This window comes from Solitalea lacus (assembly GCF_022014595.1).
GTDB lineage: Bacteria > Bacteroidota > Bacteroidia > Sphingobacteriales > Sphingobacteriaceae > Solitalea > Solitalea lacus.
This window is the reverse complement of the sequence record NZ_CP091740.1, coordinates 1379169-1401231: the sequence shown is the minus strand read 5'-3', so window position 1 is coordinate 1401231 and position 22063 is coordinate 1379169. Positions and strand designations below refer to the sequence as shown.

Genomic DNA, 22063 nt, shown 5'->3' with positions numbered 1-22063 from the left:
GTTGTAGCAAGGTCAAAAAATAGTTTTCCATTTCTAATAGAGTTCAGTCACTTTAATGTTTCTTCACCATTATTATGGTTTAAAAATTTCCTTATAGTTTTGAGAGCCCAGTCTGTATTCAGTGTAATCATGTGATGCCCCATGTTTGCGGCTTTTATGTGAATAGTTTGTGGCGGTAGTTTTGGAATTGTATATTTTTCCTGGTAGGCAGGCCCAAGAATACTGCATTCGCCACTCATCAACAACAAATCACCATGGTAGGCTGCAATTCCATTAGTGAAATCATACCTCATAGAATTAGGGTTATCCATTACAGGCTTTAAAATAGTGTTATATGCATCGTATCCTATCCGCTTAAATATATTCGTCGGTAAGTCCTGTCCTGGGCAATTGTAGGGCGGGCCAGGCTTATTCTTACCAGCTATTTTGGTTCCGACATACTCATAGCCCTCCTGTCCATCTTCTTTACTGACAAAGGGGTAATAAATGACGCTTGAACCAATTTCCCAAAAAGACACCATAGAACCCATATTTTTAAATTTTACCACCCATTCTTTTACCGGAGCACCGGGATAGAGAATAAAAGGCTCGACAATTACTGCTTGAGAAACCATTTCGGGATGTTTTGATAAATATCCAACCACCAGCGTTGCACCCCAGGAGTGGCCAATGAGTTTTACTTTTTTACCATTGGAAAAATGCTGCACAATCGAATGCAGGTCATCTAAGTTTTGTTCTATCGTAAGAAGTTTTTTATCTACCCGTGGAGACAAACCGGTGCCTCTCTGGTCATAAAAAATAACTCGATAATCATTCGACAGTTCCTTTAAAGGTTTCAAATATTCGTAATCAAGCCCCGGCCCGCCGTGTACCACAATAAGCGGCGTAGAGTCTGCAGAACCAAAGATTTCCATATGGTACTTATAACCGTTAATTTCTACTGAGGGAAGCGAAGAATCAAATTGTACTGTTCTTGGCACATGTATGTGAATGGTCAATAACAGTACTTGAAAAACAGAGAGCAACAATAAGCAAAAGACAACAGCATACCTAATTTTTGAAGTGCCGGTATCGCTTTCTTTTCTGCCGTAGGCTTTGAATGTCAAAAAAATTCCAATGGCAAAAAGAATCCCCAGTCCTACATATGTTGCAGTATTTTGTGGTGCTTGGGGTGCCTCCGGAACAAACATTTTGTACAGGCCACCAAGAATACAAAACCAGCCCGTAAGCGTAACCAACACGGGCCAACCTCTCCAATGGTTGTGCACACGGATGATGGAAAGTCCTGCAACAAATAATAAAGTTCCATTGAGATAAATAACAGGAGCGATATTGACAGTCCAGATATGAAAACTCGACATTTCGGATATAGTGAGTGCAATACTAATCGGACCAACCAATCCGGCGATTTTCTTTGAATTGATCATTTTAATATTTCATTTATAGGTAAGAACTACACAGCAAGAAAAGAACTTTATCAATTAAAAAAATGATGTTAATCAGTAAAAGAGATGATGCGAACGAGCGAGTAAAATTTATTTTCAAATTACGGACTGTTGTCTAAATATGACGCCCAATGGGTTTGCCGAAGGCACGATGAAAGCACATGTGTCTTAGTCGCCGTGACGTAAAGTTATTATTAGGTTGTAAGAACAAAGTTGCCCCGCTTTTTCTGCAGGGTTCAACCCTCACCTTCTATTAATCAGCCAACGTTCGCAGTTCCTTATTCAATTGATGCCCCGTTGCACATAAGCACAATCTTACCCATCACTCCCCCTTTTCCGAGTAGTTCATGTGCTTTTCTGGCATCAGCAAGTGGAAATCGCTGTGCGATGAGCGGTTTGATTTTTTGCTGCTTTAGGAGGTCAAACAATGCCATCAAATCCTGTCGAAAAAACTCCGGTTTCAGTCGCATGAGCCACTGGATGCTATAGGGGACCACTCGTTTGCGACCGGGGAGTATCCAACTGAGGGCGATGTACAATCCGAAGTTGGAGATCGCACGGTAGCGTTGACGACTACCCTGACGACCTAAAGTCGATCGTCCCCCCTGCAGCGAGCCGGTAAGCCCAAAAGCTACCACTTTCCCGCCACGCCGTAGGGTCTTGCGCGAAAGCCAGATATGGGAGCCACCGATGCTTTCAAAGACAGCGTCAACACCGTCGCCGGTAAGGCGTTGAATTTCTTTTACAAAATCCTGGTGCTCGTAATCAATGGGAATACAGCCCATATCGGAAACGGCCCCTGCATCTTTTGATTTACATGTACCGTACATATCCAACCCGGCGAGGCGTCCAAGTTGCAGGAGGGCTGTACCCACGCCGCCTGCAGCTCCGTGAATCAAGACCTTTTGCCCTTTTTTGACTTTCGCGGTACGGTGCAGCATTTGATATGCGGTGACGTAGTTCAAAATGAGACTAACGGCTTCAGCGGCATTTAGCCCGGGTGGCACATGAACCAGGTTACTTTGTGGCAAGCAGACATATTCTGTATATGCGCCAAAGATGGGGAGCGCAGCAACTATCTGACCTGTTTGAATTCCTGAAACATCGTCGCCAAGACGGTCTACCGCACCAACCAAATCCCAACCTGGTGTGAAGGGTAGCCTGGGCGTTTCAGGATGAATACCCTCCCGCATCATAACGTCGGGCAAAGAAACGCCTGCAGCCAGTACTCTTACTCTCACTTCACCTTTCTTTGGCTCAGGACATTCTTCTTCAACTATGCGGAGTTCATCAGGTCCGCCGTAGTGAGTGATGAAAATGCGCTTATATTTCATGAGTCATTCCCCCAATAGTGCCATGCATGCGGGTTTATATACTCGGCTTTTTGATGTTTGTAAAGAAAGGGTTTAATGATCTATCAACTTTTTGAAGATAGTTTAAAAAAAACTGAAAATTTCTGACGAAGATCAACTGTGGGAATGACAAACATCATTCATCTGAAGCTGTACATATGTGCTCCTTCTCAAGGTTAATTCCAAGCGAGATTAACTCCACTAAAAGAGAGGTCAACTCCGCTCCGAGTGAACACAAAGCTTTTAACCGCTTTGCTGGTTGTAAATTAAAGTCAAGCGAAAAAGTCTAAGGATTTATGCGTTTGGTTGTCGAAAGGTCTGCCGCAAAAAGCACAAAAATTGCCTATTAAAAGTGGCGTGTAACGTTTTCGGACGTTGCGTTCGGGCGGGTTTCGGAGCACAAAACTGTCAATAAGCACTGAACTTGAATAGTAGCACAAAGCTCCAAGCTTGCACGTCAGCCCGCCTGACGTAAAATCGTGTTAGCTGTGCGTTGTTTTCTCGTTTCGGGATATAATATATTTTGTCAATAGTGTCAGTAATGCGATTATTAATGTTACAAAATAAATTGCCGTCAATGTGCTTTTCAAAATTGAAAAGATGTTTGTCAGTTGCGTCATTATCGTGGAATTGTCGGGATAACTTTTCAACATTGTAATTATTCCGATGTTTTCCAAATAGTCAAAGATGCCCGCAAAAACAGGTACAAAACAGAGATAGAATAAAAAGCTGTCTTCTTTGTTAATTTTCTTTATGATAAATGCAAAAACCAAACAATAAGTCACTCCAAATAAACAAGGATAAATTAAATCTAACGGGATTTGCTGAAATAAATAAGCGTTTCTACCGTCTGAACCCAAGGCATTTAAAAGAGAATTAACGTAATCTTCATTGTAGCCTGTCGGCAACATATCTAACAACTTCATTCCATCTGCAAAGTTCATTACTTTCGGAATAGTTACTGTAATCATAATTGCATACACGATGTTTGTCAGCATGAACAGAATTAGTATTTTCTTTCCGTTTAAATTTCGTTTAATTAAATTTTTCAATATCGTTGGTTTGGCTGTCCGTTACAATGACTGAGAACTCAAATTTAGGTGCACCAGGGGAATAAACAGGTAAAAGCTTTATGCCTTGTATTTCATCAATAAGTGGACATTAAGCACTATTATCAATTATTCAATATCCCTTTTTAATGTAAAACTTCACCATTCTCCATCACCTCTGTGTCAAATTGGGAACAGAGAATTTGCATATGCGAAATAGCCCATTTGTAGTCTGCTCCTGTGGCCAGATTAACCTGGCAATTCGAAATCAAAACCGGAAACAGCTTTAAACCCTTAATTTCTTTTTTATCCACTTCACAAACAAAGAAAAAGGAAAGGTCGTTTCTGAACGCCGGAGTAACCTTGTAATCATCTACAAAATCCCCTGTATCATACATAATAAGTTTTCCGTTATACCATTCTATCCCTTGAAAGATATGAGCACTATGACCATAAATAATATCTACCCCACCATCAATCATAAAGTGTGCAAAATCAACAAATCGGGTGTTTGGCCGTTCACGCATATTAGGTCCCCAATGAATACTAACGATTAATAAATCAACCATTTCCCTGACCGATTCTATATCTTTTTTTATCTTTTCAGTATCTCCCACGGAAACATAATTAATACCGGGAGTATCAGCTGTTGCTTGCCATCCGGGTTCATTGTCCGTAAATCCCAATAAGCCAATCCGAATGTTACATTTGGTAAATATTGCGGGCCGGGCTGCAGCAGCAGAGTTTTCGCCGGCGCCAGCATATTTAACTCCTGCCATTTGAAGCATTTTAATTGTATCCCACAATCCGGCTACACCATAATCAAGCACATGGTTATTTGCCAGGTTCACGGCATCAATTCGGGCTTTGGTTAATACGGAGATATGCTCAGGATCAGCTTTGAAGTTAAAGGTCTTTAAGGCCAGATCATGACTGCGGGTTAAAGCTGTTTCAAGGTTGATAATGTTCAAATCTGTGCTTTGCAACAGTGGCAAAACATTTCCCCACACATAGCTATGATTGCTATTTTTAATTTGGCTATTAACCAGCCTTCCTATCATTACATCGCCGGTAAAACCAATAAATAGTCGATCCTCCTTATTCACACGATTCTTTTAACAGGAAGAAATAATTCTATTGCCGCTACATATGTAGTTTTAATATGATCATTGTCTTTTATATGTCCCCATCAGCTCACCATAAGCAACAATATGATTTTCCATTGCTTCTAACAGGCTTTCCTTTCGTGAATCGGCTTTTAATTTTAACAGTTTATTCAAGGCGTACACTTTAAAGAAATATCGGTGAGTGCCTGATGGAGGACAAGGCCCTCCGTAATGATGTTGTCGAAAATCGTTTATCCCTTCTATACCCGGAATTGAGTTTTCTTTGATTTCTTCATCCGTATCGATATTCCAAACAAGCCAGTGATTCCAGGTGCCCATAGGAGCATCGGGATCATCCACAATTAAAACCAGGCATTGTGCATTTTCAGGTATTTCTTTAATTGTCAAGGGAGGATTCACATTTATTCCCTCGCAGGTATATTTTTCAGGAATCATTCCGCCTTGCTTGATAACACGACTCGAAACAGCTAAGGCCATTTTTACTGCTACGTTCATTGGTAATCGTATTAATAATGAACATTTGGAAATAAAACACAATGTTAAAATTACCAAACAAAACACTGACAATCAAACCTGACACCACCTCAAAAACTAAACACAGAAACTTCAAAAATGCTCTTTTTACATAATTTACCTCCCGAAAAAACTTCTCAAATCTTAGTAGTTTATCACCTTGTTTTTCGTAAATTATAGAAATCATTTTTCCATCAGCGCTCTTAAGAAATCATGCAATTATTGGAGTATATAAGCTTTTTGCTGCTTTCATCGGTTAAGTTTTTCTTTTTTTACCCTGTTTTCATCACCAAAGAAGATTATAATTTCCTGGAAGCTATGACCTTTGGCTTAACAGCTGGTTTTATTGGTTCTTCAACATTTATCTTTTTCGGTGATGTTATGTATCAATTCTTTCACCGGCTTGCATTAAAAAAGGCCATCACTCATCCACCTAAAGAAAAAAAGCAACGCAGTATAAAACATCGCCGTTTAATAGTTAAACTGAGAGACGATTATGGTCTATGGGGTATCGCATTTTTAGCTCCGATACTGATCACTATTCCGCTCGCTTGCATTTTGGCAACCCGTTTTTACCACAATAAAGGAAAAATACTAGGTCATTTTATGATCGCGATAGCTTTTTGGTCAGCGTTGATTTACATCTTCAAGTCCTCATTAATTCATTTAATTTCTTAACAGTTGGGCCAATTTTAACATTTCCGCCCGTTTTGTTTAAAACTTTAGCACTTCAGTTACTTGGTTTATTAACCAAACGTTGATACTTTCAACTTTTTATTGTTAAAAGTTAGACCTATTTTAGGCCCCAGAATAGCACAGATACGAAACAAGCCTTTAAGCCATTTGTATTAACTTTTCTTTTGTATAAATGCTTTAGGGCGATAAAAAACTAATCATACGCACATGAAATTTATTGTTTCAACAAGTACCTTATTAAAACAATTACAAGCAATCAGCGGAGCGCTGAGCAGTAATACAGTTTTACCAATTTTGGAGAACTTTTTATTTGAAATTAACGATGGTACTCTTACTGTTTCGGCTACCGATTTACAAACTTCAATGACCACTAGCTTACCAGTTGAAGCAAAAGAAAACGGTAAAATCGCCATTCCTTCGCGTATTTTACTAGACACGCTGAAAACCTTGCCTGAACAACCGGTAACTTTCACTATCGATAATAACTCGTTTGCCGTTGAAATTAACGCCGGTGATGGTAAATATAAATTGGCAGGTGAAAACGGAGATGATTTTCCTAAAATTCCTGTGGTTGAAAATGCTAACACTATTTCAATTACCGCCTCTGTACTTGCCGAAGCAATTAGCAAAACTTTGTTTGCTGTATCAAATGATGAGTTACGCCCGGCGATGACTGGGGTTTACTGTCAATTAACGCCGTCCAACATTACCTTTGTTGCTACGGATGCACACAAATTGGTTCGCTACCGTCGCTCAGATACACAAGCCGAATCAGCATCATCTTTTATTTTGCCTAAAAAGGCCTTGAACTTATTGAAAAGTTCATTACCGGCAGAAGATGTGGCTGTACAAATTGACTACAACAACAGCAGTGCATTTTTCCGTTTTAATAGCATCAGCTTAATTTGTCGCTTAATTGACGAGCGCTACCCTGATTACGAAGCGGTTATACCTCAAAACAACCCAAATAAGTTAACCATTGAGCGCGCTCAGTTTTTAAGTTCATTGAAACGCGTGGTAATCTATGCGAACAAAACTACCCACCAGGTACGTTTAAAAATTTCAGGGAGCGAACTAAACATTTCTTCAGAAGACTTAGACTTTTCAAACGAAGCTTACGAGCGCTTAACCTGTCAGTACAATGGTGAAGATTTAGAAATTGGCTTTAACGCTCGCTTTTTAATTGAGATGTTAAACAACCTTGACTGCCAGGAGGTAATTCTCGAAATGTCAACTCCTAACCGTGCAGGCATCCTCTTCCCTACTAACCAGGAAGAAAATGAGGATGTATTAATGCTGGTTATGCCAGTTATGTTAAATACTTATGCATAAATTAAAGAATTTTAATACTACAAAAAGCGGCTGTTTCATTTGATCTGAAACAGCCGCTTTTTGTTTTCCACAATAAATTCAATCCAAAATAAATTTGGAATTCTGAAAACCATAAACTTATCTTTGACCTTCGAATTACTTCTTTGCTTTTCTGAGCAACTGGAATTCTTATACAGAAGAGGCGAGAGAACAGGCTCTGTGACCCTCTGGCAACCCCCAAACTGGAAAGGTGCCACTTCCTGCCCCTTTGGGGAGATATAAAAGTTACAGCAAATGAAACAAACACTTCAACTTTTATTAGTTCGCATTAACAAAGCCATTATTTCGCTAGAAATAACGCATTTTTCGTTAACCAGTAACTACAATGATTATCATTCTTCAAATTATTGAGGGTTTATCATTTAAAATTACAGGTAGAAAATATTGGTAATGTAAAAACGATGATAACATCATCCTGTAACTAATAGAGCAAATAGAATTGAACAAAGAGCTTTTTTGAGAATAGATAATTAAGTTAAATTAATCAAGCATCCGAGGTTTCTAATTTCAGATACTTGTTTTTAGTGAAGAATAGCATTGATGATTCAGAAATTTACGTATAACAACCCATTTGAATTAGAATCTGGGGCTGTATTATCCCAAATAGACATTACTTATTTCAGTACAGGAAAATTAAACCGAGAAAAAGACAATGTTATTTGGATATGCCATGCATTAACTGCTAATGCCGATGTAAGTGATTGGTGGAGTGGAGTGGTTGGTCCTGGAAAAGTTTTCGATCCTGAACAGCATTATATTATTTGTGCAAATATTTTAGGCTCTTGTTACGGCACAACAGGCCCTTTATCAATTAATCCTGAAACCGGAACAGCTTATTATCATACCTTTCCGCAGGTAACAACCCGGGACATGGCACGAGCTCATGATATTTTAAGGAAGCATCTTGAAATTGATCAAATTCATACTGTAATCGGTGGTTCAGTGGGTGGCCAACAAGCTATGGAATGGGCTATAGAACAACCTGATTTAATTAAGAACCTATTTTTAATTGCTACCAATGCATTCCATTCTCCGTGGGGCATAGCGTTCAATGAAAGTCAGCGTTTAGCCATTACAGCCGACTCAACATGGAAAAACAACAGTCCTGATGCTGGATTGGCGGGCATGAAAGCAGCGCGTTCTATGGCCCTATTAAGCTATCGCCATTATGATGCATACAAGATCACTCAAAAAGAGGCTGACATTAATAAAATTGATGATTATAAAGCAAGTTCTTACCAGGCTTACCAGGGTGATAAACTAGTGAAACGCTTCAACGCATTTTCCTATTGGCACCTAAGTAAAGCTATGGACTCACACAATGTTGGACGCTGCCGTGGAGGAGTTGAATTGGCACTATCAAAAATCAAGGCTAAGACACTTAGCGTTGGAATAAGTTCTGATTTATTATTCCCACCAGGTGAGCAAAAGTTTCTGGCTCAACATATAAACAACGCCAAGTATGTCGAAATTGATTCCTTCTTTGGGCACGATGGGTTCTTAATAGAATGGGAACAACTAGATAAAATTATTTCTAATTTCTACTCGTCCGTAGTAAATATTTAGTCGTTTAAAATCCCCTTTCGTGCGGTTTTTAATTAAAATAACCTATCAAAAACCGCATGAATTTAATGAAGAAACATCAGATAAATCCATAAAAAATTAATATCAGGTTTTATGCCTAAAGGATCACAGTTTTTATATCTTTGCATCGGCGGAATAGAACTAAAACACAATAGCTTAATTTTTAAAATGTAGTTTGCATTTTAAATTAATACCTCTATATTTGCAGTCCTTTTAGAAAAGAGTTTAATAATATCATGGCAAATCATAAATCAGCGATAAAAAGAATTCGTGCTAACGCAACTAAACGTTTAAGAAACCGTTACCAGGCTAAAACTACTCGTAACGCTATCAAAAAATTACGTGGAATGAACAGTAAAGCAGAAGCTACTGAACTTTACAGAAAAGTTTCTTCTATGTTAGATCGTTTAGCTAAGAAAAACGTTATTCACAAAAACAAAGCTGCTAACAACAAATCTAAGTTAGCTAAGTTTGTAAGCAAATTAAGCTAGTCAATAATTTTGACTTACGATATACATAAAAGCTTAATCCTTTAGGATTGAGCTTTTTGTGTTCCAATATTCTCCTGACATCCTCTTCCCTTTCAAAATCACCTTTACATTTATTTTAGTGTAATATTTTACATACCGTCAAGGTTTTGTATACATTCTTTATATGAATTTCTAAATTAGCGGCATAATTTAACCTTCAATTTAATCTATTTAATTTATATGAAAAAAAGGCTAATTGGAGCTATTGCTCTCTTTTGGGGCTTCAGCTCATCTATTTATGCCCAAAAAGTTGAGTTCACAGAGTATGATCTTGACAATGGCTTACATGTAATTTTACATAAAGACAATTCTGCGCCAGTTGTTACAGTTTCAGTAATGTACCATGTAGGTTCAAAGAACGAAGTTGTTGGCCGCACCGGGTTTGCCCATTTCTTTGAACACTTGTTATTTGAAGGCTCAGATAACATTAAGCGGGGTGAGTTCATGAAAATTGTTTCACAGGCTGGTGGACAAAACAATGCTAACACAACCCAAGATCGTACCTATTATTATGAAGTGTTACCTTCAAATGAGCTGGAAACAGGCTTATGGCTCGAATCAGAGCGCATGTTTCACCCGGTAATTAATGATATAGGGGTTAAAACACAAAACGAAGTTGTAAAAGAGGAAAAGCGCCTGCGAGTTGACAACCAGCCATATGGACGCTTTGCAGAGGAAGTATTTAAACGTTTATTTACTAATCATCCTTACCATTGGCAAACTATCGGATCAATGGCAGATCTAGACGCAGCCAAACTGGATGAGTTCAAAGCTTTCTTCAAAAAGTTTTATGCCCCTAACAATGCCTGCTTGATAATTGCGGGAGACTTTGAAACAGAAAAAACCAAGAAACTTATTAATGCATATTTTTCGGCAGTTCCCAAAGGTACAGCTATAATGCAACCACAAGTTACTGAAGCCCCAATCTCTAAACCTATTATTGACAGCGTCTATGATGCTAACATTCAATTGCCGGCTATTATTACTGCGTATCGTGTTCCTGGTATGAAAACCAGAGACTCCTATGTTTTAAATATGATTTCGACTATTTTATCAGAAGGAGGAAGCTCTCGCTTGTATAAAAAAATGGTTGACGACAAGAAAAATGCCTTACAAGTTGGTGCATTTAATTACTCATTAGAAGATTATGGTGCATATATTACTTATGCCCTGCCTAATAACAATACGAGTCTTAATGATTTGTTAAAGGATATAGATGAGGAAGTTAAAAAGATACAAAACGAATTAGTTTCGGAAAGGGATTTTGAAAAGCTGCGCAACATTATGGAAAACAATTTTGTTAGTGCCAACAAAGGAGTAGAAGGCATTGCCAACAACCTTGCTGACGCATACACTTTCCACAAAAACACCAACTTGATCAATACTGAAATTGATATTTATCGTTCTATTACACGCGAAGAAATTAGGGATGTGGCTAAAAAATACTTAAGCCCTAATCAACGCGTATTATTGTATTATTTACCAAAAAGCACCCAATAATTATTTAGAACTGACAAAATCATGAAAAAGATATTTTTGAGTACAGCTGTAATTGCTTTAATCTGTACCTCAGTTATTGCACAAACAATTGATCGTAGCAGAAAACCAGCTGCAGGGCCTGCTCCGGTAATAAATTTAGGTAAACCTCAAACATTTACTTTACCAAACGGAATAAAAGTATTATTGGTAGAAGATCATAAATTGCCTAAAGTTTCTGTAACACTTTCTTTTAACCGCATACCTAAAGTTGAAGGCGCTAAAGCAGGAGTCTCTGGTTTAATGAGTTCAATGTTAAATGAAGGTACACTTACTCGCACAAAGGCTCAATTTGATGAAGAAGTTGACTTTATGGGAGCTAGCGTTGGAGCTTCAGCCAGCGGCGCATCCGCTTCTGCTTTAACCAAATATTTTGATAAAGCATTTGAATTGATGGCTGATGCTGCTCTAAACCCTTCATTTCCGAAGGAGTCTTTCGACAAAATTAAGTCACAGGCCGTTACCGGATTAAAATCTAATGAAAAGAGCGCCAAGGCAATTTCGGAAAGGGTTGTTCCTGCTTTAACTTTCGGCACAGATCACCCATTTGGAGAATTCGAAACAGAAGAAAAACTAAACGGAATTACACTTGACGATGTAAAAGCAGCTTACAAAGAAAATTTCATCCCCAATAAATCATACCTAATTTTTATTGGAGACATTAAGCTTGATGCTGCTAAAAAGCTAGCCACCAAATATTTTGGCAACTGGAAGCCTGGTACTCTAAATGAACCTGCATTAAAAAAACCTGTAAATGTTGCCACTACGGAAGTGGATCTGGTTGATGTTCCTAATGCGGTGCAATCGGAAATAACAATAACCAATATTGTCGAAAACACGAAAAACAATCCTGATTACTTTGCTCTGATTATTGCTAATCAAATTTTAGGAGGCGGTTCAAATGGCTATTTATTCTTAAACCTACGTGAAAAGCATGGATATACTTATGGCTCCTATTCTTCAGTAGGGTCAAATCGCTTTGGAGCGCGCTTTGGTGCCACTGCAAGCGTTCGTAATGCAGTAGCAGATAGCGCCGTTTATCAGATTCTTTATGAAATGAATCGTTTAGCTAACGAGAAAGCGGCTCCTGAAGCTATCCAATTAGTAATGAATATGTACAATGGTAGTTTTGCCATGAGTCTTGAAGACAAAGCAACTATTGCCAAAAATGCCTTAAGCATTGAAACAGAAGGTTTACCTCAGAACTTCTACGAAACTTTCTTGCAAAAAATCAACGCTGTTTCTGCTGATGATATTCAACGTGTGGCCAAAAAGTATTTCTTAACCAACCAAGCACGAATTGTAGTAGTAGGGAAAGCTGCCGAAGTTGGACCGAAATTGGAAAAACTTGGCTATAAAGTAAACTATTTCGATAAATACGCTAATTCAGTTGATAAAAGTAAAAAGAAAAGCACAACAAACATCACCCCACAAATGCTAATTGATAAATATATTCAAGCAATTGGTGGGGCTGAAAAAGTAAAAAGTATTCAATCTGTTTTAGTTAATGCAGAAGCTTCAGTGCAAGGAATGACTTTAAATGCAACCATGAAACAAATGGCTCCTAATAAAGAAGCCAATATCATGAGCATGAACGGAATGATATTAATGAAGTCAGTCTTCGATGGATCGAATGGATATAATGAAAGGCAAGGACAAAAAATGCCATTAAAAGCTGATGAAATTGCAAAAAAGAAAGAAGAACGCACACCTTTCCCTGAGTTATTTTACGCTGCTGACAAATTTATTCTGGCGATTGAAGGAACTGATAAAGTAAACGATAAAGAAGTTTACAAGGTGAAGATAACCTCTCCATCAGGCAATGTGAGCTTTAAGTATTTTGATGTAAACTCCGGCCTTTTACTCAAACAAGAAATAAGCGTTAAATTACCTAATGGACAAGAGATGACTCAGTCATCTGAATTCTCAGATTACAAACTGGTAAATGGTGTGTTAATTCCACATGCCATATCCATCTCTGCTGGGCAACAGCAAATTGACATGAAGGTAAATGAAGTAAAAGTAAACCAAGGTATTTCTGAAGCTGATTTTAAATAGCTTTTCAGATCCTTATTAACCATAGCAAGGGCTGCCTAGTGTATACATAGGTAGCCCCTGCTTTTTTTGATATTTATGTTATGGATTAACAATTATCAAACAGAACACCTATAAAACTACAATTAACATAAATTATTAAACATAAAACATTATCAATCAACAAACTGGAACCAAAATTGATCTAATTGAATACACTTTAAAAAGAAGCTGCTTTTAGTGAATTTAATTCATTAAAATGTAAGAATTTCAAAGAGTTGAACTCAAATGAATACAAAAGTTTTGATACTGTTTAAGACAAGTTCGTAGTCAAGGCTTAAAGTCTCTTTATAAAGAAAACGGAAAATTTCATAGGAAATACATAAAGCTTGTGTTCTAAATATTACCGATGAGCATAAAATAAAGGCATGAATTACCCTAAAAATATTTGCTATGAATCCATTATTAGCCGGCCCCTTTTTTATAATCGCAGGAATAATCAAGAAAGTTTATCCACCTAAAACCATAAACAGTATCTATGGATACAGAACAACTTCTTCCATGTTAAATCATGATACATGGACAGTTGCCAATAACTATTCAGCACAGTTTCTGCAAATATCAGGGATAATACAATTATCAATCGGAATGGCCTTATTCTACTTATTCAGTTTTAGGGAAAACAGTTTTTTTTAGGTTTAAGCACAGTTCTCGTATCGACAATATCACATATTATCTTAACAGAGAAGCATTTAAAAAATTTTTCACAAGTTCAGGAGAACGCAGAAAGCTAATAAAAAACAAAGACGAGCAAAAGCTGAATTCTTTGGCCCGTCTCGATTAATTTTTTAGCTGATTTAATTTAGAGAAAGTAGTACTTTCCAGGCTTCCAGAACCTCGCCCTTGTCTAACAATTCCTTAGCTTTTTTATGAAGGTGGATTTCAAGCGTATTCTTATCTCCAATAAATGAGTCAAAAATATCTTTAATTTCCGGAATAAGCTTAACTGCCTCAATTTCCTCTTCGGTTGGCAAATGTTCAACATTACCTAACTGACCTAAATTATTACCAGTTAACACGTTACTATTTCTAATTGATGAAGGAATTTTATCAACTCCAATTCCTAAGGTTGTAAGAGGCTTAGCCACGTGAAATAATGATTCTGGAGTAACTCGGCAGTACCAATCGCCACCTAAACGAGCTACATGATCTACCTTGCGTTGATCAATTCCCGATCCATCCTCTTTCATAATATGTTCACTGATATGCATTTTCACCACTTCAGCCAACACCAAATTACCGGCACCACCCTCAGTTCCCAGTGCAATCACTTCACGCACTTTACACTCTAATTGAACTGGTGATTCAGCCACACGCATTGGGGTCACTAAATCTGATTTTAACATGGTAAAGCCAGCCTTCTCAAACTCATTCACCCCTTTTGGGTATTCAGTACTTGCAAGTGAAGTTTGCTGTACCATATTGTACGAAACAATATTAATTACCACTTCAGGTACTTGCTTCACGTTTTCCAAAGTGTGCTTTGTTGTATTATCACGCACCCTACGCGCTGGTGAAAACACACAAATTGGAGGATTGGAACTAAATAAATTGAAGAAACTGAAAGGACTCAGGTTAGGGTTACCTTCTGCATCAACTGTAGAAGCAAAACAAATTGGACGAGGAGCAATAGCATGCTGCAAATAGTTTTGTACTTCAGCAGGTTTAAGCGATTTTATGTCGAGAGAAATCATGATTATACAAAATGAGAGAATAATAAATGAAGACTGCAGGAAAAAACTTTGCGTCTTTACTCCTTACGAGATATTCTCCCGAAGTTGTAAAGACGCAATAGTCCATTTAAATTAGATTTATTTCTTTTTCAACCCTAAGATTGAAAAGTCAGTATCAGCAGCTTTAATTGTATTGCTTAAAACACCCAAGCCGGTAATTTCCATTTCCACAACATCACCATCTTGTAACCATTGTTCTTGATAATTCGGGTCGTTTAATTTACCTGTACCGTTTAGTTCAAGAAAACATCCAGTACCAACTGTTCCCGAACCGATAACATCACCCGGTAAAATATCCACACCGTAAGCACAACGCTCAATAATTTCAGCAAAAGTCCAATCCATATCAGCAACTGATCCATCCGACACTAGTTTGCCGTTTACCCAGCATTTCATTTTTAAATCGTAGCTAGCTCCAATATGACCAGGTTTTGCAGGCACCCTGAACGATTCAAGTTCATCAGGAGTAACCAACCACGGACCAATCACTGTTGAGAAATCTTTACCTTTTGCTGGACCTAAATTCAACAACATTTCTTCCATTTGCAGTGTACGAGCGCTCATATCGTTCATGATCATGTAGCCCGCAATATATTCATCAGCATCAACAGCCTTAATGTTGCGTCCCTTTTTCCCAATTACCACAGCAACCTCCAACTCGAAATCAAGTTTTTGGAAATGATCTGCCATACAATCAATTTCTCCAGGTCCTTGAACGGCATTATGATTGGTAAAATAGAAAATAGGGTATTGATCAAACTCCGGAATCATTTGCACTCCGCGATTACGACGAGCTGCAGCCACATGTTGACGGAAAGCATATCCATCACGACACGAGGTTGGATTAGGAACCGGAGCCAATAATTCAAAGAAAATCTCTTCCTTCGCCTCTAATTTACCGTCTTTAATATCGGCGTCAATTTGCTTAGCTCTCTCCATCAACTCATCTCCACCTTGTAAAAAGGCGATGATATTATCAGGAATGGCTTTATTTAATGAATGCAAATTGTAAATATGACCATTGATGAACACTCCAAGATGTTCACGGTCTTCTGTTTTATAGCTAACTAACTTCATTGAGTAGGTTTTTATGGTGGTCAAAGCTATAAATTTTTATGCGAACTGCCTATTGACGTTTTAATCAGAATAATTTCTATATTAGCCCAACTTTATTTCAGGACATAGGAAAATGATTTTAAATGCAACACAACAACTTTTACTTTCGGGAAGCCGCTGGATTACAGCGTTATTCCGTAAGGAGTTAGTTGCTAAAATTGTTTTCGCTCAATATTCTTTCTAAACTTTCCCCTATATTCTTTGTAAATTTAATTCAGTGTAATTCACTGACAATCAATAACCAGTTTATTTAACCTCGTTAAATTTTATTTTCATATGCCTATATATCATAGTTTGGGCACTGTTCCGGCAAAACGCCACACAGTTTTCCGTAAACCTGATGGAAAGTTGTACGCTGAGGAATTGGTATCAACTGAAGGTTTTTCTAACCTCTACTCATTAGTATACCATTGTCATCCGCCAACAATTGTAAAAGCAACTGAAGAACCTTTTTCAGTTGAACCCAAAATTGCACGTAAAAAACATTTGCGACATACGAGCTTAAAAGGCTTTAAGATTAAACCTGAAGATGATTACTTAAAAAGTCGCAAGCCGATTTTGGTAAATGACGATTTACATATCTCCTTGGCAGCGCCGCGTAAATCAATGACTGACTATTTTTACAAAAACAGTCAGGCTGATGAGATGATCTTCATCCACGTTGGTTCAGGAACATTGAAAACCGGTTACGGTAAAATCCCGTTTGGATATGGTGATTACCTGATCATCCCACGCGGAACTATTTATCAACTTGAATTCAATGATGAAAACAATCGTTTGTTCATTGTTGAATCATTTAGCCCGATTCGCACTCCTAAACGCTATCGTAATGAGTTTGGACAGCTATTGGAGCATTCACCTTTCTGTGAGCGTGATATTCGCCGCCCACAGGATTTGGAAACTTTTGATGAATACGGAGATTATAAAGTATTGATTAAGAAGCAAGGCTTGATCTATCCTTATGTCTATGGCACTCACCCATTTGATTTTGCCGGTTGGGATGGCTATCATTATCCTTATGCATTCTCAATACATAACTTTGAGCCAATCACCGGTCGCGTACACCAACCACCTCCAGTACACCAAACATTTGAAGCACATAATTTTGTAGTGTGCTCTTTCTGTCCTCGTAAATACGATTATCACCCTGAAGCTATTCCGGCTCCTTACAACCACAGTAATGTGGACTCGGATGAGGTGTTGTATTACGTTGATGGTGATTTCATGAGCCGTAAAAGTGTAGAAAAAGGGCAGATTACCTTACATCCGGGAGGTATCCCTCATGGACCACATCCTGGCACAGTAGAAAAAAGTATTGGAAAAGATGCTACAGAAGAACTTGCTGTGATGGTTGACCCGTTCCGTCCGCTAATGATTACAGAAGAGGCCGTTGAAATTGAAGATCCAGATTACTTTAAATCTTGGCAGGAAAATATTGAATAAGTATTAAGTGATTACAGAAATAACCAAAACATGCAGTTATTAGCCGTTTTAAGTGAACATTTAGCCATGTGGTAATGCAAAAGGAGGAATCTTCTCCTAAAAAATATACGCTCTGGGCAAAACCAATAACTAGTTATCAACTTAAAAATTTTAAAATCATGGCAACAGCTGAAACAGTGAATAAATTACAAGAATTACATAAAGACCATAACCCGGCAACAGATTTCTTACCTTTATTAGGTACCGATCACGTAGAGTTTTACGTAGGTAACGCAAAACAGTCGGCGTACTTTTACCAAATAGCTTTCGGTTATAAATTAATAGCTTATGCCGGACCAGAAACAGGTGTTCGCGACAGAGCTTCTTATGTTTTGCAGCAAGAGAAAATCCGTTTGGTGTTAACTACTTCATTTGATCCAAACAGCTATATATCAGAGCACGTTCGAGTACACGGAGACGGAGTAAAAGTATTGGCTTTATGGGTTGATGATGCTGAAAAGTCTTTCCAAGAAACTGTAAAACGCGGTGCAGAACCTGAGTTTGAAACCAAAACTTTAACTGATGAGTTTGGTGAGGTAAAAATCTCAGCTATTAAAACCTATGGCGAAACAATTCACACTTTTGTTGAGCGTAAAAACTACAAAGGAGCATTTTTACCAGGTTTCGTAGAGGTTAAAAACCCTCCAGTTCAAACAACTCCAGTTGGTTTAAAATACATCGATCACTGTGTTGGAAACGTTGGATGGGGTGAAATGAACAAGTGGGTTAAGTTTTATGAAGAAGTTTTAGGTTTCAAATTGTTAATCACTTTTGATGACCACGACATTTCGACCGAGTTCACTTCATTAATGTCGAAAGTAGTTTCTAACGGTTCCGGTTTTGTAAAATTTCCTATTAATGAACCTGCCGAAGGTAAAAAGAAATCGCAAATTGAAGAGTATATCGATTATTATCATGGGGCAGGAGTTCAACACTTGGCCTTGGCAACTGACGATATCATCCATACCGTTTCAGAGCTTCGCCGTCGCGGAATTGAGTTCCTTGTTGTTCCAGACACTTACTACGAAAACCTTTTTGAACGTGTAGGTCAAATTGATGAAGATATTCAGGCTATTAAAGACTTAAATATTTTAGTGGACCGTGACGAGGAAGGTTACTTGTTACAAATCTTTACTAAACCGGTCGAAGATCGCCCTACTGTATTCTACGAAATCATTCAACGTAAAGGTGCCACTTCATTTGGTAAAGGAAACTTCAAAGCTTTGTTCGAAGCAATTGAATTGGAGCAAGCTCGTCGTGGTAACCTATAATTTGAACCTTTTATAATTTGTTTAAATAAAGCAAAGGCCGGATGACCCGGCCTTTGCTTTTAAACTTAGCTATTCTTTATAACCATTAAAGTTAAAGTCTTAATTAATTATTAATTTTTCACCCATACAGTCCTGCATATCACCTTCAACGACTTCTTTATTCTTGAGTTTGACAGCAAAATAACATAAAATATTTATAACCAAATAGATACGAAAAATCAGGCACACTACAAGAAATAGCTAAGTGGTTGATTTTAAAGATATTGATTCAAGGAGGCTACATTCAATACTGAAGGGAGCGATTTTAGGCCAAGTTTCTGCTGAAAGTCAGTTTCTTCCTCAGAGGCTGCAGATCGTAGGAAATAGTTTTTGTCCTGTTGCTCCACTAAACTCACCTGCATTTTATCGAGAAGTTTCCGCAGTTTTCCTTCGGTCGTCTTGAACCCGGCTTTTTCCAGTTTTAGCAAGGTGAAGTTCAGTAAGGTATAGGACAGGTAACAAAGGCAGATATGACCTTCTATCCGCTTATCTGTCCAATGAGACATTGGACGGGTTTCCAGATGGGATTTAAATGTGCGGAAGGTATGTTCAATTTTGTAAAGGTGTTTATACTGCTCCAGCGTTTCACTTACCGAGAGACTCTTATTGTTAGTGGCAATAGCCAGAAAGCCGTCAAAACGTTCATCGCGTTTTATTTTTTCCTGGTCCAGCTGATAGGTTTGTGAACCTTGTTTTTTCAAATAGAAACGACCCGCCTTTTTACTGAGGAGTTCGGGGCGGGATAATAAAGTTTCGGCTGTCTGCAGCTTTTCTGCCCGGTCGTGGGCATCTTTTTTTGCCCTTTTAGCCGAATAGGTCCCAATAATCACCCTTCCCTGATATTCGATCGTTGCATAGCGAACCATAACAAGCTGATCTTCATGATCGCTATAGCTCCATTCTCCATGGTAGTTCTTCAAGTCCAGCAGGAAATCCTGGAGGGAACCGGGAAGCTTCTTTAACCTTTCGCCTACAATAAATTCATACCCGCTTTCGGTGGTAACATCAAGATTGTTTTTGGAAAGCATCCCCCGGTCTGCCACTACAATCACCTGATTGATCTGATAGTCTTTCTTCAGGTCTTTTACCGCTTTTTCAAACGTATGACCTTCGAACGTGTCGCCTTTGAATACCTGATACCCTATAGGCTGTTTATCCCGGTCAATCAGCAGGCAAAACAAGATCTGGGTAGTACCAATCTTACCATCTTTACTAAAGCCCTTTTGTCGTAAAGCCCCCTCTTGTTCTAGTTCACTTTCAAAATAAAGTGTGGTGACATCATAGAAAACAACATCCAGTTGCTGATTGAATAAATCCCGGCCCGTTTGATAGATCTGCTTTTGGATCGCTTTGTTATAATCGGCCAGCTTATCTAAAGAACGGTAAAGATGTTGCAGCTCTACTTTCTCAATGCCCAGGTATTCGTTTTGGTTGAAATAGGAGCTTCGTTTGCTGCAGGGATCCTGCAAGCGCTCAAGAATCATTAACAGCACAGCATTCTGCAGGTCAAAGCCAAGTTTATGCTTGCTGCCGATCTGCCCGAATAAACGGGGGAGTTTATAATGGGACAGGGCTTTGGAGAAAACCTGAAAGTAACCATAATTGAAACGGGCTTTTTCGCCCGTGGTAATTTCCAGAAGATCTTTCAGGTCGCCTCCGCCAAGTTCGTAAAGTTTTGAGCCGATACGTTTTAGCTCTTCTGGTGTATAGTCTTCCAGTTTACCAAGGGTATATAAAATACGATGACGGCTTATTCCGCTCTCATCGCGATAGCTTTCAACGATGCGTAAATATTTTCCTGACTTCTTGTTTTCTACCCTTAGAAAGGCCATGGGCCAAATCTAAAGTCCCTATAGGGAAAAAACAAAAAGTTGGCACACTACACTTTTTTGAAAAATCAATCCAAAAATGGGCCCTGCATACCTAAAAATGAGGTTTTAGAAAATAGTGCTGTCAAACTCAAGAGGCCGGATGACCCGGCCTTTGCTTTTAAACTTAGCTATTCTTTATAACCATTAAAGTTAAAGTCTTAATTAATTATTAATTTTTCACCCATACAGTCCTGCATATCACCTTCAACGACTTCTTTATTTATACCGTCTTTAGTGCTGAAGATACTGACCATCTGAAAAATAAAACCATTGATCAGCCCTTAAGGGTATTCGTTTCCAGAAGAATTTTCTATTAAATAATTTTATTGTTTAACTAAAAATGCTTCCTGGGCTCCCCACTCCACCATTACCTCACGATTTATCCCATCCTTTGTCTTATAAACCTTTTGCCCGTCGAAAAAATAAAACCATCGGTTACTATAACTAAATCCAGTAATATTTTTATCGTCAATGCTCTTTAACCAAGCTATATGAGTTTTGTTGTTTATATCATAATAAAATATGGTACCAGAAGCTTTACCACCCTCACATTTGTAGTATAACAACCTATTACTGTCTAACCAAACAGATGAATTCTGCATTTGAGATATTCCAAAATGTTCATTATTGGTAAACTGTCCCTGATCAATTATCGAGACCTTTTTGGAAACTAAATTATACAAACAAAATTGTTGTTCCTGCAGCGACTCATCATCATGATTAATTGTATGAATGAATGAAATAGTGTTTTCATCAGCTGATATACTCAGATTGGCAAAATTCACCCAATCAGGTACAGAAATCTGCTCTCTCTTTCCAGTAGTTGTATTAATTCGTAACAACTTCTGCCCTTTTGCATATCGGCTACTAAGCGCATCCAAGGATTGATCTGGATGACTGACAATATAAATATGCTTATCAGTGGCAACTAATTGTGTTACTCTAAAAAGTTTATCTATAACTAACTGATTTCTGCCTAACTCGAAATCATATTTATAAATAGCAAAACCATTTGTCCAATAAATTGCACCTGAAGGGGATGAAGTCCATTGGGACATGGAAGTAAAACTATTGTGGGTTGAGTACTGAACTACATTTAAAGGACAATAACTAAACTGCACTACTCCATCAACATATTTACCAAAACGTTCGGTGGTGGCCCCATTTGCTGATCTTTCCTTAAACAAAATACGCTGTGCGCAAACTGATTGGTGCATGAAAGCAATAAAACCCAATAAAATAACACATTTCATA

18 protein-coding genes and 1 riboswitch are annotated in these 22063 nt (G+C 38.1%); of the genes, 9 read left to right on the top strand and 9 right to left on the bottom strand.

What is annotated here, in order from left to right:
- Window positions 1-47: 47 nt before the first annotated feature.
- The 5 genes from L2B55_RS05930 to L2B55_RS05910 form a co-directional block, all read right to left on the bottom strand.
- Entirely contained in the window at window positions 48-1427 is a 1380-nt protein-coding gene (locus L2B55_RS05930) for an alpha/beta fold hydrolase (RefSeq protein ID WP_237849624.1), read from the bottom strand.
- A gap of 296 nt (window positions 1428-1723) precedes the next feature.
- Entirely contained in the window at window positions 1724-2779 is a 1056-nt protein-coding gene (locus tag L2B55_RS05925; RefSeq protein ID WP_237849623.1) for a medium chain dehydrogenase/reductase family protein, read from the bottom strand.
- Window positions 2780-3279: 500 nt separating this feature from the next.
- Window positions 3280-3795: a hypothetical protein gene (locus L2B55_RS05920; RefSeq protein WP_237849621.1), complete on the bottom strand. Its 516-nt coding sequence runs from the start codon at window positions 3793-3795 to the stop codon at window positions 3280-3282.
- 197 nt (window positions 3796-3992) lie between these two features.
- Window positions 3993-4952, bottom strand: a complete 960-nt coding sequence (locus L2B55_RS05915; protein WP_237849619.1) for a CapA family protein — start codon at window positions 4950-4952, stop codon at window positions 3993-3995.
- Between the two features lie 60 nt (window positions 4953-5012).
- Entirely contained in the window at window positions 5013-5468 is a 456-nt protein-coding gene (locus L2B55_RS05910; protein WP_237849617.1) for a YbhB/YbcL family Raf kinase inhibitor-like protein, read from the bottom strand.
- Window positions 5469-5699: 231 nt separating this feature from the next.
- Between L2B55_RS05910 and L2B55_RS05905 the strand changes: the two genes are divergently transcribed.
- The 7 genes from L2B55_RS05905 to L2B55_RS05875 all read left to right on the top strand — a co-directional run bounded on the left by L2B55_RS05905 (window position 5700) and on the right by L2B55_RS05875 (window position 13933).
- Entirely contained in the window at window positions 5700-6164 is a 465-nt protein-coding gene (locus L2B55_RS05905) for a hypothetical protein (RefSeq protein WP_237849615.1), read from the top strand.
- 225 nt (window positions 6165-6389) lie between these two features.
- The gene (gene dnaN, locus L2B55_RS05900) at window positions 6390-7514 is read left to right on the top strand and encodes a DNA polymerase III subunit beta (RefSeq protein WP_237849614.1); all 1125 of its coding nucleotides are present in this window, start codon (window positions 6390-6392) and stop codon (window positions 7512-7514) included.
- 165 nt (window positions 7515-7679) lie between these two features.
- A riboswitch (SAM riboswitch) is annotated at window positions 7680-7778 on the top strand.
- 315 nt (window positions 7779-8093) lie between these two features.
- A complete protein-coding gene (locus L2B55_RS05895) occupies window positions 8094-9119 on the top strand; it encodes a homoserine O-acetyltransferase family protein (protein WP_237849612.1) in 1026 nt (341 codons plus the stop codon).
- Window positions 9120-9373: 254 nt separating this feature from the next.
- The gene (gene rpsT, locus L2B55_RS05890) at window positions 9374-9628 is read left to right on the top strand and encodes a 30S ribosomal protein S20 (RefSeq protein ID WP_237849610.1); all 255 of its coding nucleotides are present in this window, start codon (window positions 9374-9376) and stop codon (window positions 9626-9628) included.
- 219 nt (window positions 9629-9847) lie between these two features.
- Window positions 9848-11167, top strand: a complete 1320-nt coding sequence (locus tag L2B55_RS05885; RefSeq protein ID WP_237849608.1) for a M16 family metallopeptidase — start codon at window positions 9848-9850, stop codon at window positions 11165-11167.
- Window positions 11168-11188: 21 nt separating this feature from the next.
- Window positions 11189-13261, top strand: coding sequence for an insulinase family protein (locus tag L2B55_RS05880; protein ID WP_237849606.1), 2073 nt, complete (start codon window positions 11189-11191; stop codon window positions 13259-13261).
- Between the two features lie 429 nt (window positions 13262-13690).
- Window positions 13691-13933, top strand: a complete 243-nt coding sequence (locus tag L2B55_RS05875) for an SdpI family protein (RefSeq protein ID WP_237849604.1) — start codon at window positions 13691-13693, stop codon at window positions 13931-13933.
- A 161-nt stretch (window positions 13934-14094) separates the two neighbouring features.
- Here L2B55_RS05875 and L2B55_RS05870 read toward each other — a convergent pair whose 3' ends face one another.
- Together L2B55_RS05870 and L2B55_RS05865 are read right to left on the bottom strand one after the other, a co-directional pair.
- A complete protein-coding gene (locus L2B55_RS05870) occupies window positions 14095-14991 on the bottom strand; it encodes a flavin reductase family protein (protein WP_237849601.1) in 897 nt (298 codons plus the stop codon).
- Window positions 14992-15108: 117 nt separating this feature from the next.
- Window positions 15109-16107: a fumarylacetoacetate hydrolase family protein gene (locus L2B55_RS05865; RefSeq protein ID WP_237849598.1), complete on the bottom strand. Its 999-nt coding sequence runs from the start codon at window positions 16105-16107 to the stop codon at window positions 15109-15111.
- A 315-nt stretch (window positions 16108-16422) separates the two neighbouring features.
- Between L2B55_RS05865 and L2B55_RS05860 the strand changes: the two genes are divergently transcribed.
- Both L2B55_RS05860 and hppD read left to right on the top strand, forming a co-directional pair.
- Entirely contained in the window at window positions 16423-17589 is a 1167-nt protein-coding gene (locus L2B55_RS05860) for a homogentisate 1,2-dioxygenase (protein ID WP_237849595.1), read from the top strand.
- 158 nt (window positions 17590-17747) lie between these two features.
- Window positions 17748-18899: a 4-hydroxyphenylpyruvate dioxygenase gene (gene hppD, locus L2B55_RS05855; protein ID WP_237849592.1), complete on the top strand. Its 1152-nt coding sequence runs from the start codon at window positions 17748-17750 to the stop codon at window positions 18897-18899.
- A 254-nt stretch (window positions 18900-19153) separates the two neighbouring features.
- On the opposite strand, the gene L2B55_RS05850 is transcribed toward hppD, so the two are convergent.
- Entirely contained in the window at window positions 19154-20770 is a 1617-nt protein-coding gene (locus L2B55_RS05850; RefSeq protein ID WP_237849589.1) for an IS1634 family transposase, read from the bottom strand.
- A 362-nt stretch (window positions 20771-21132) separates the two neighbouring features.
- On the bottom strand, window positions 21133-22062 hold the full coding sequence (locus L2B55_RS05845) for a hypothetical protein (RefSeq protein WP_237849586.1): 930 nt from the start codon (window positions 22060-22062) through the stop codon (window positions 21133-21135).
- Window position 22063 lies beyond the last annotated feature (1 nt).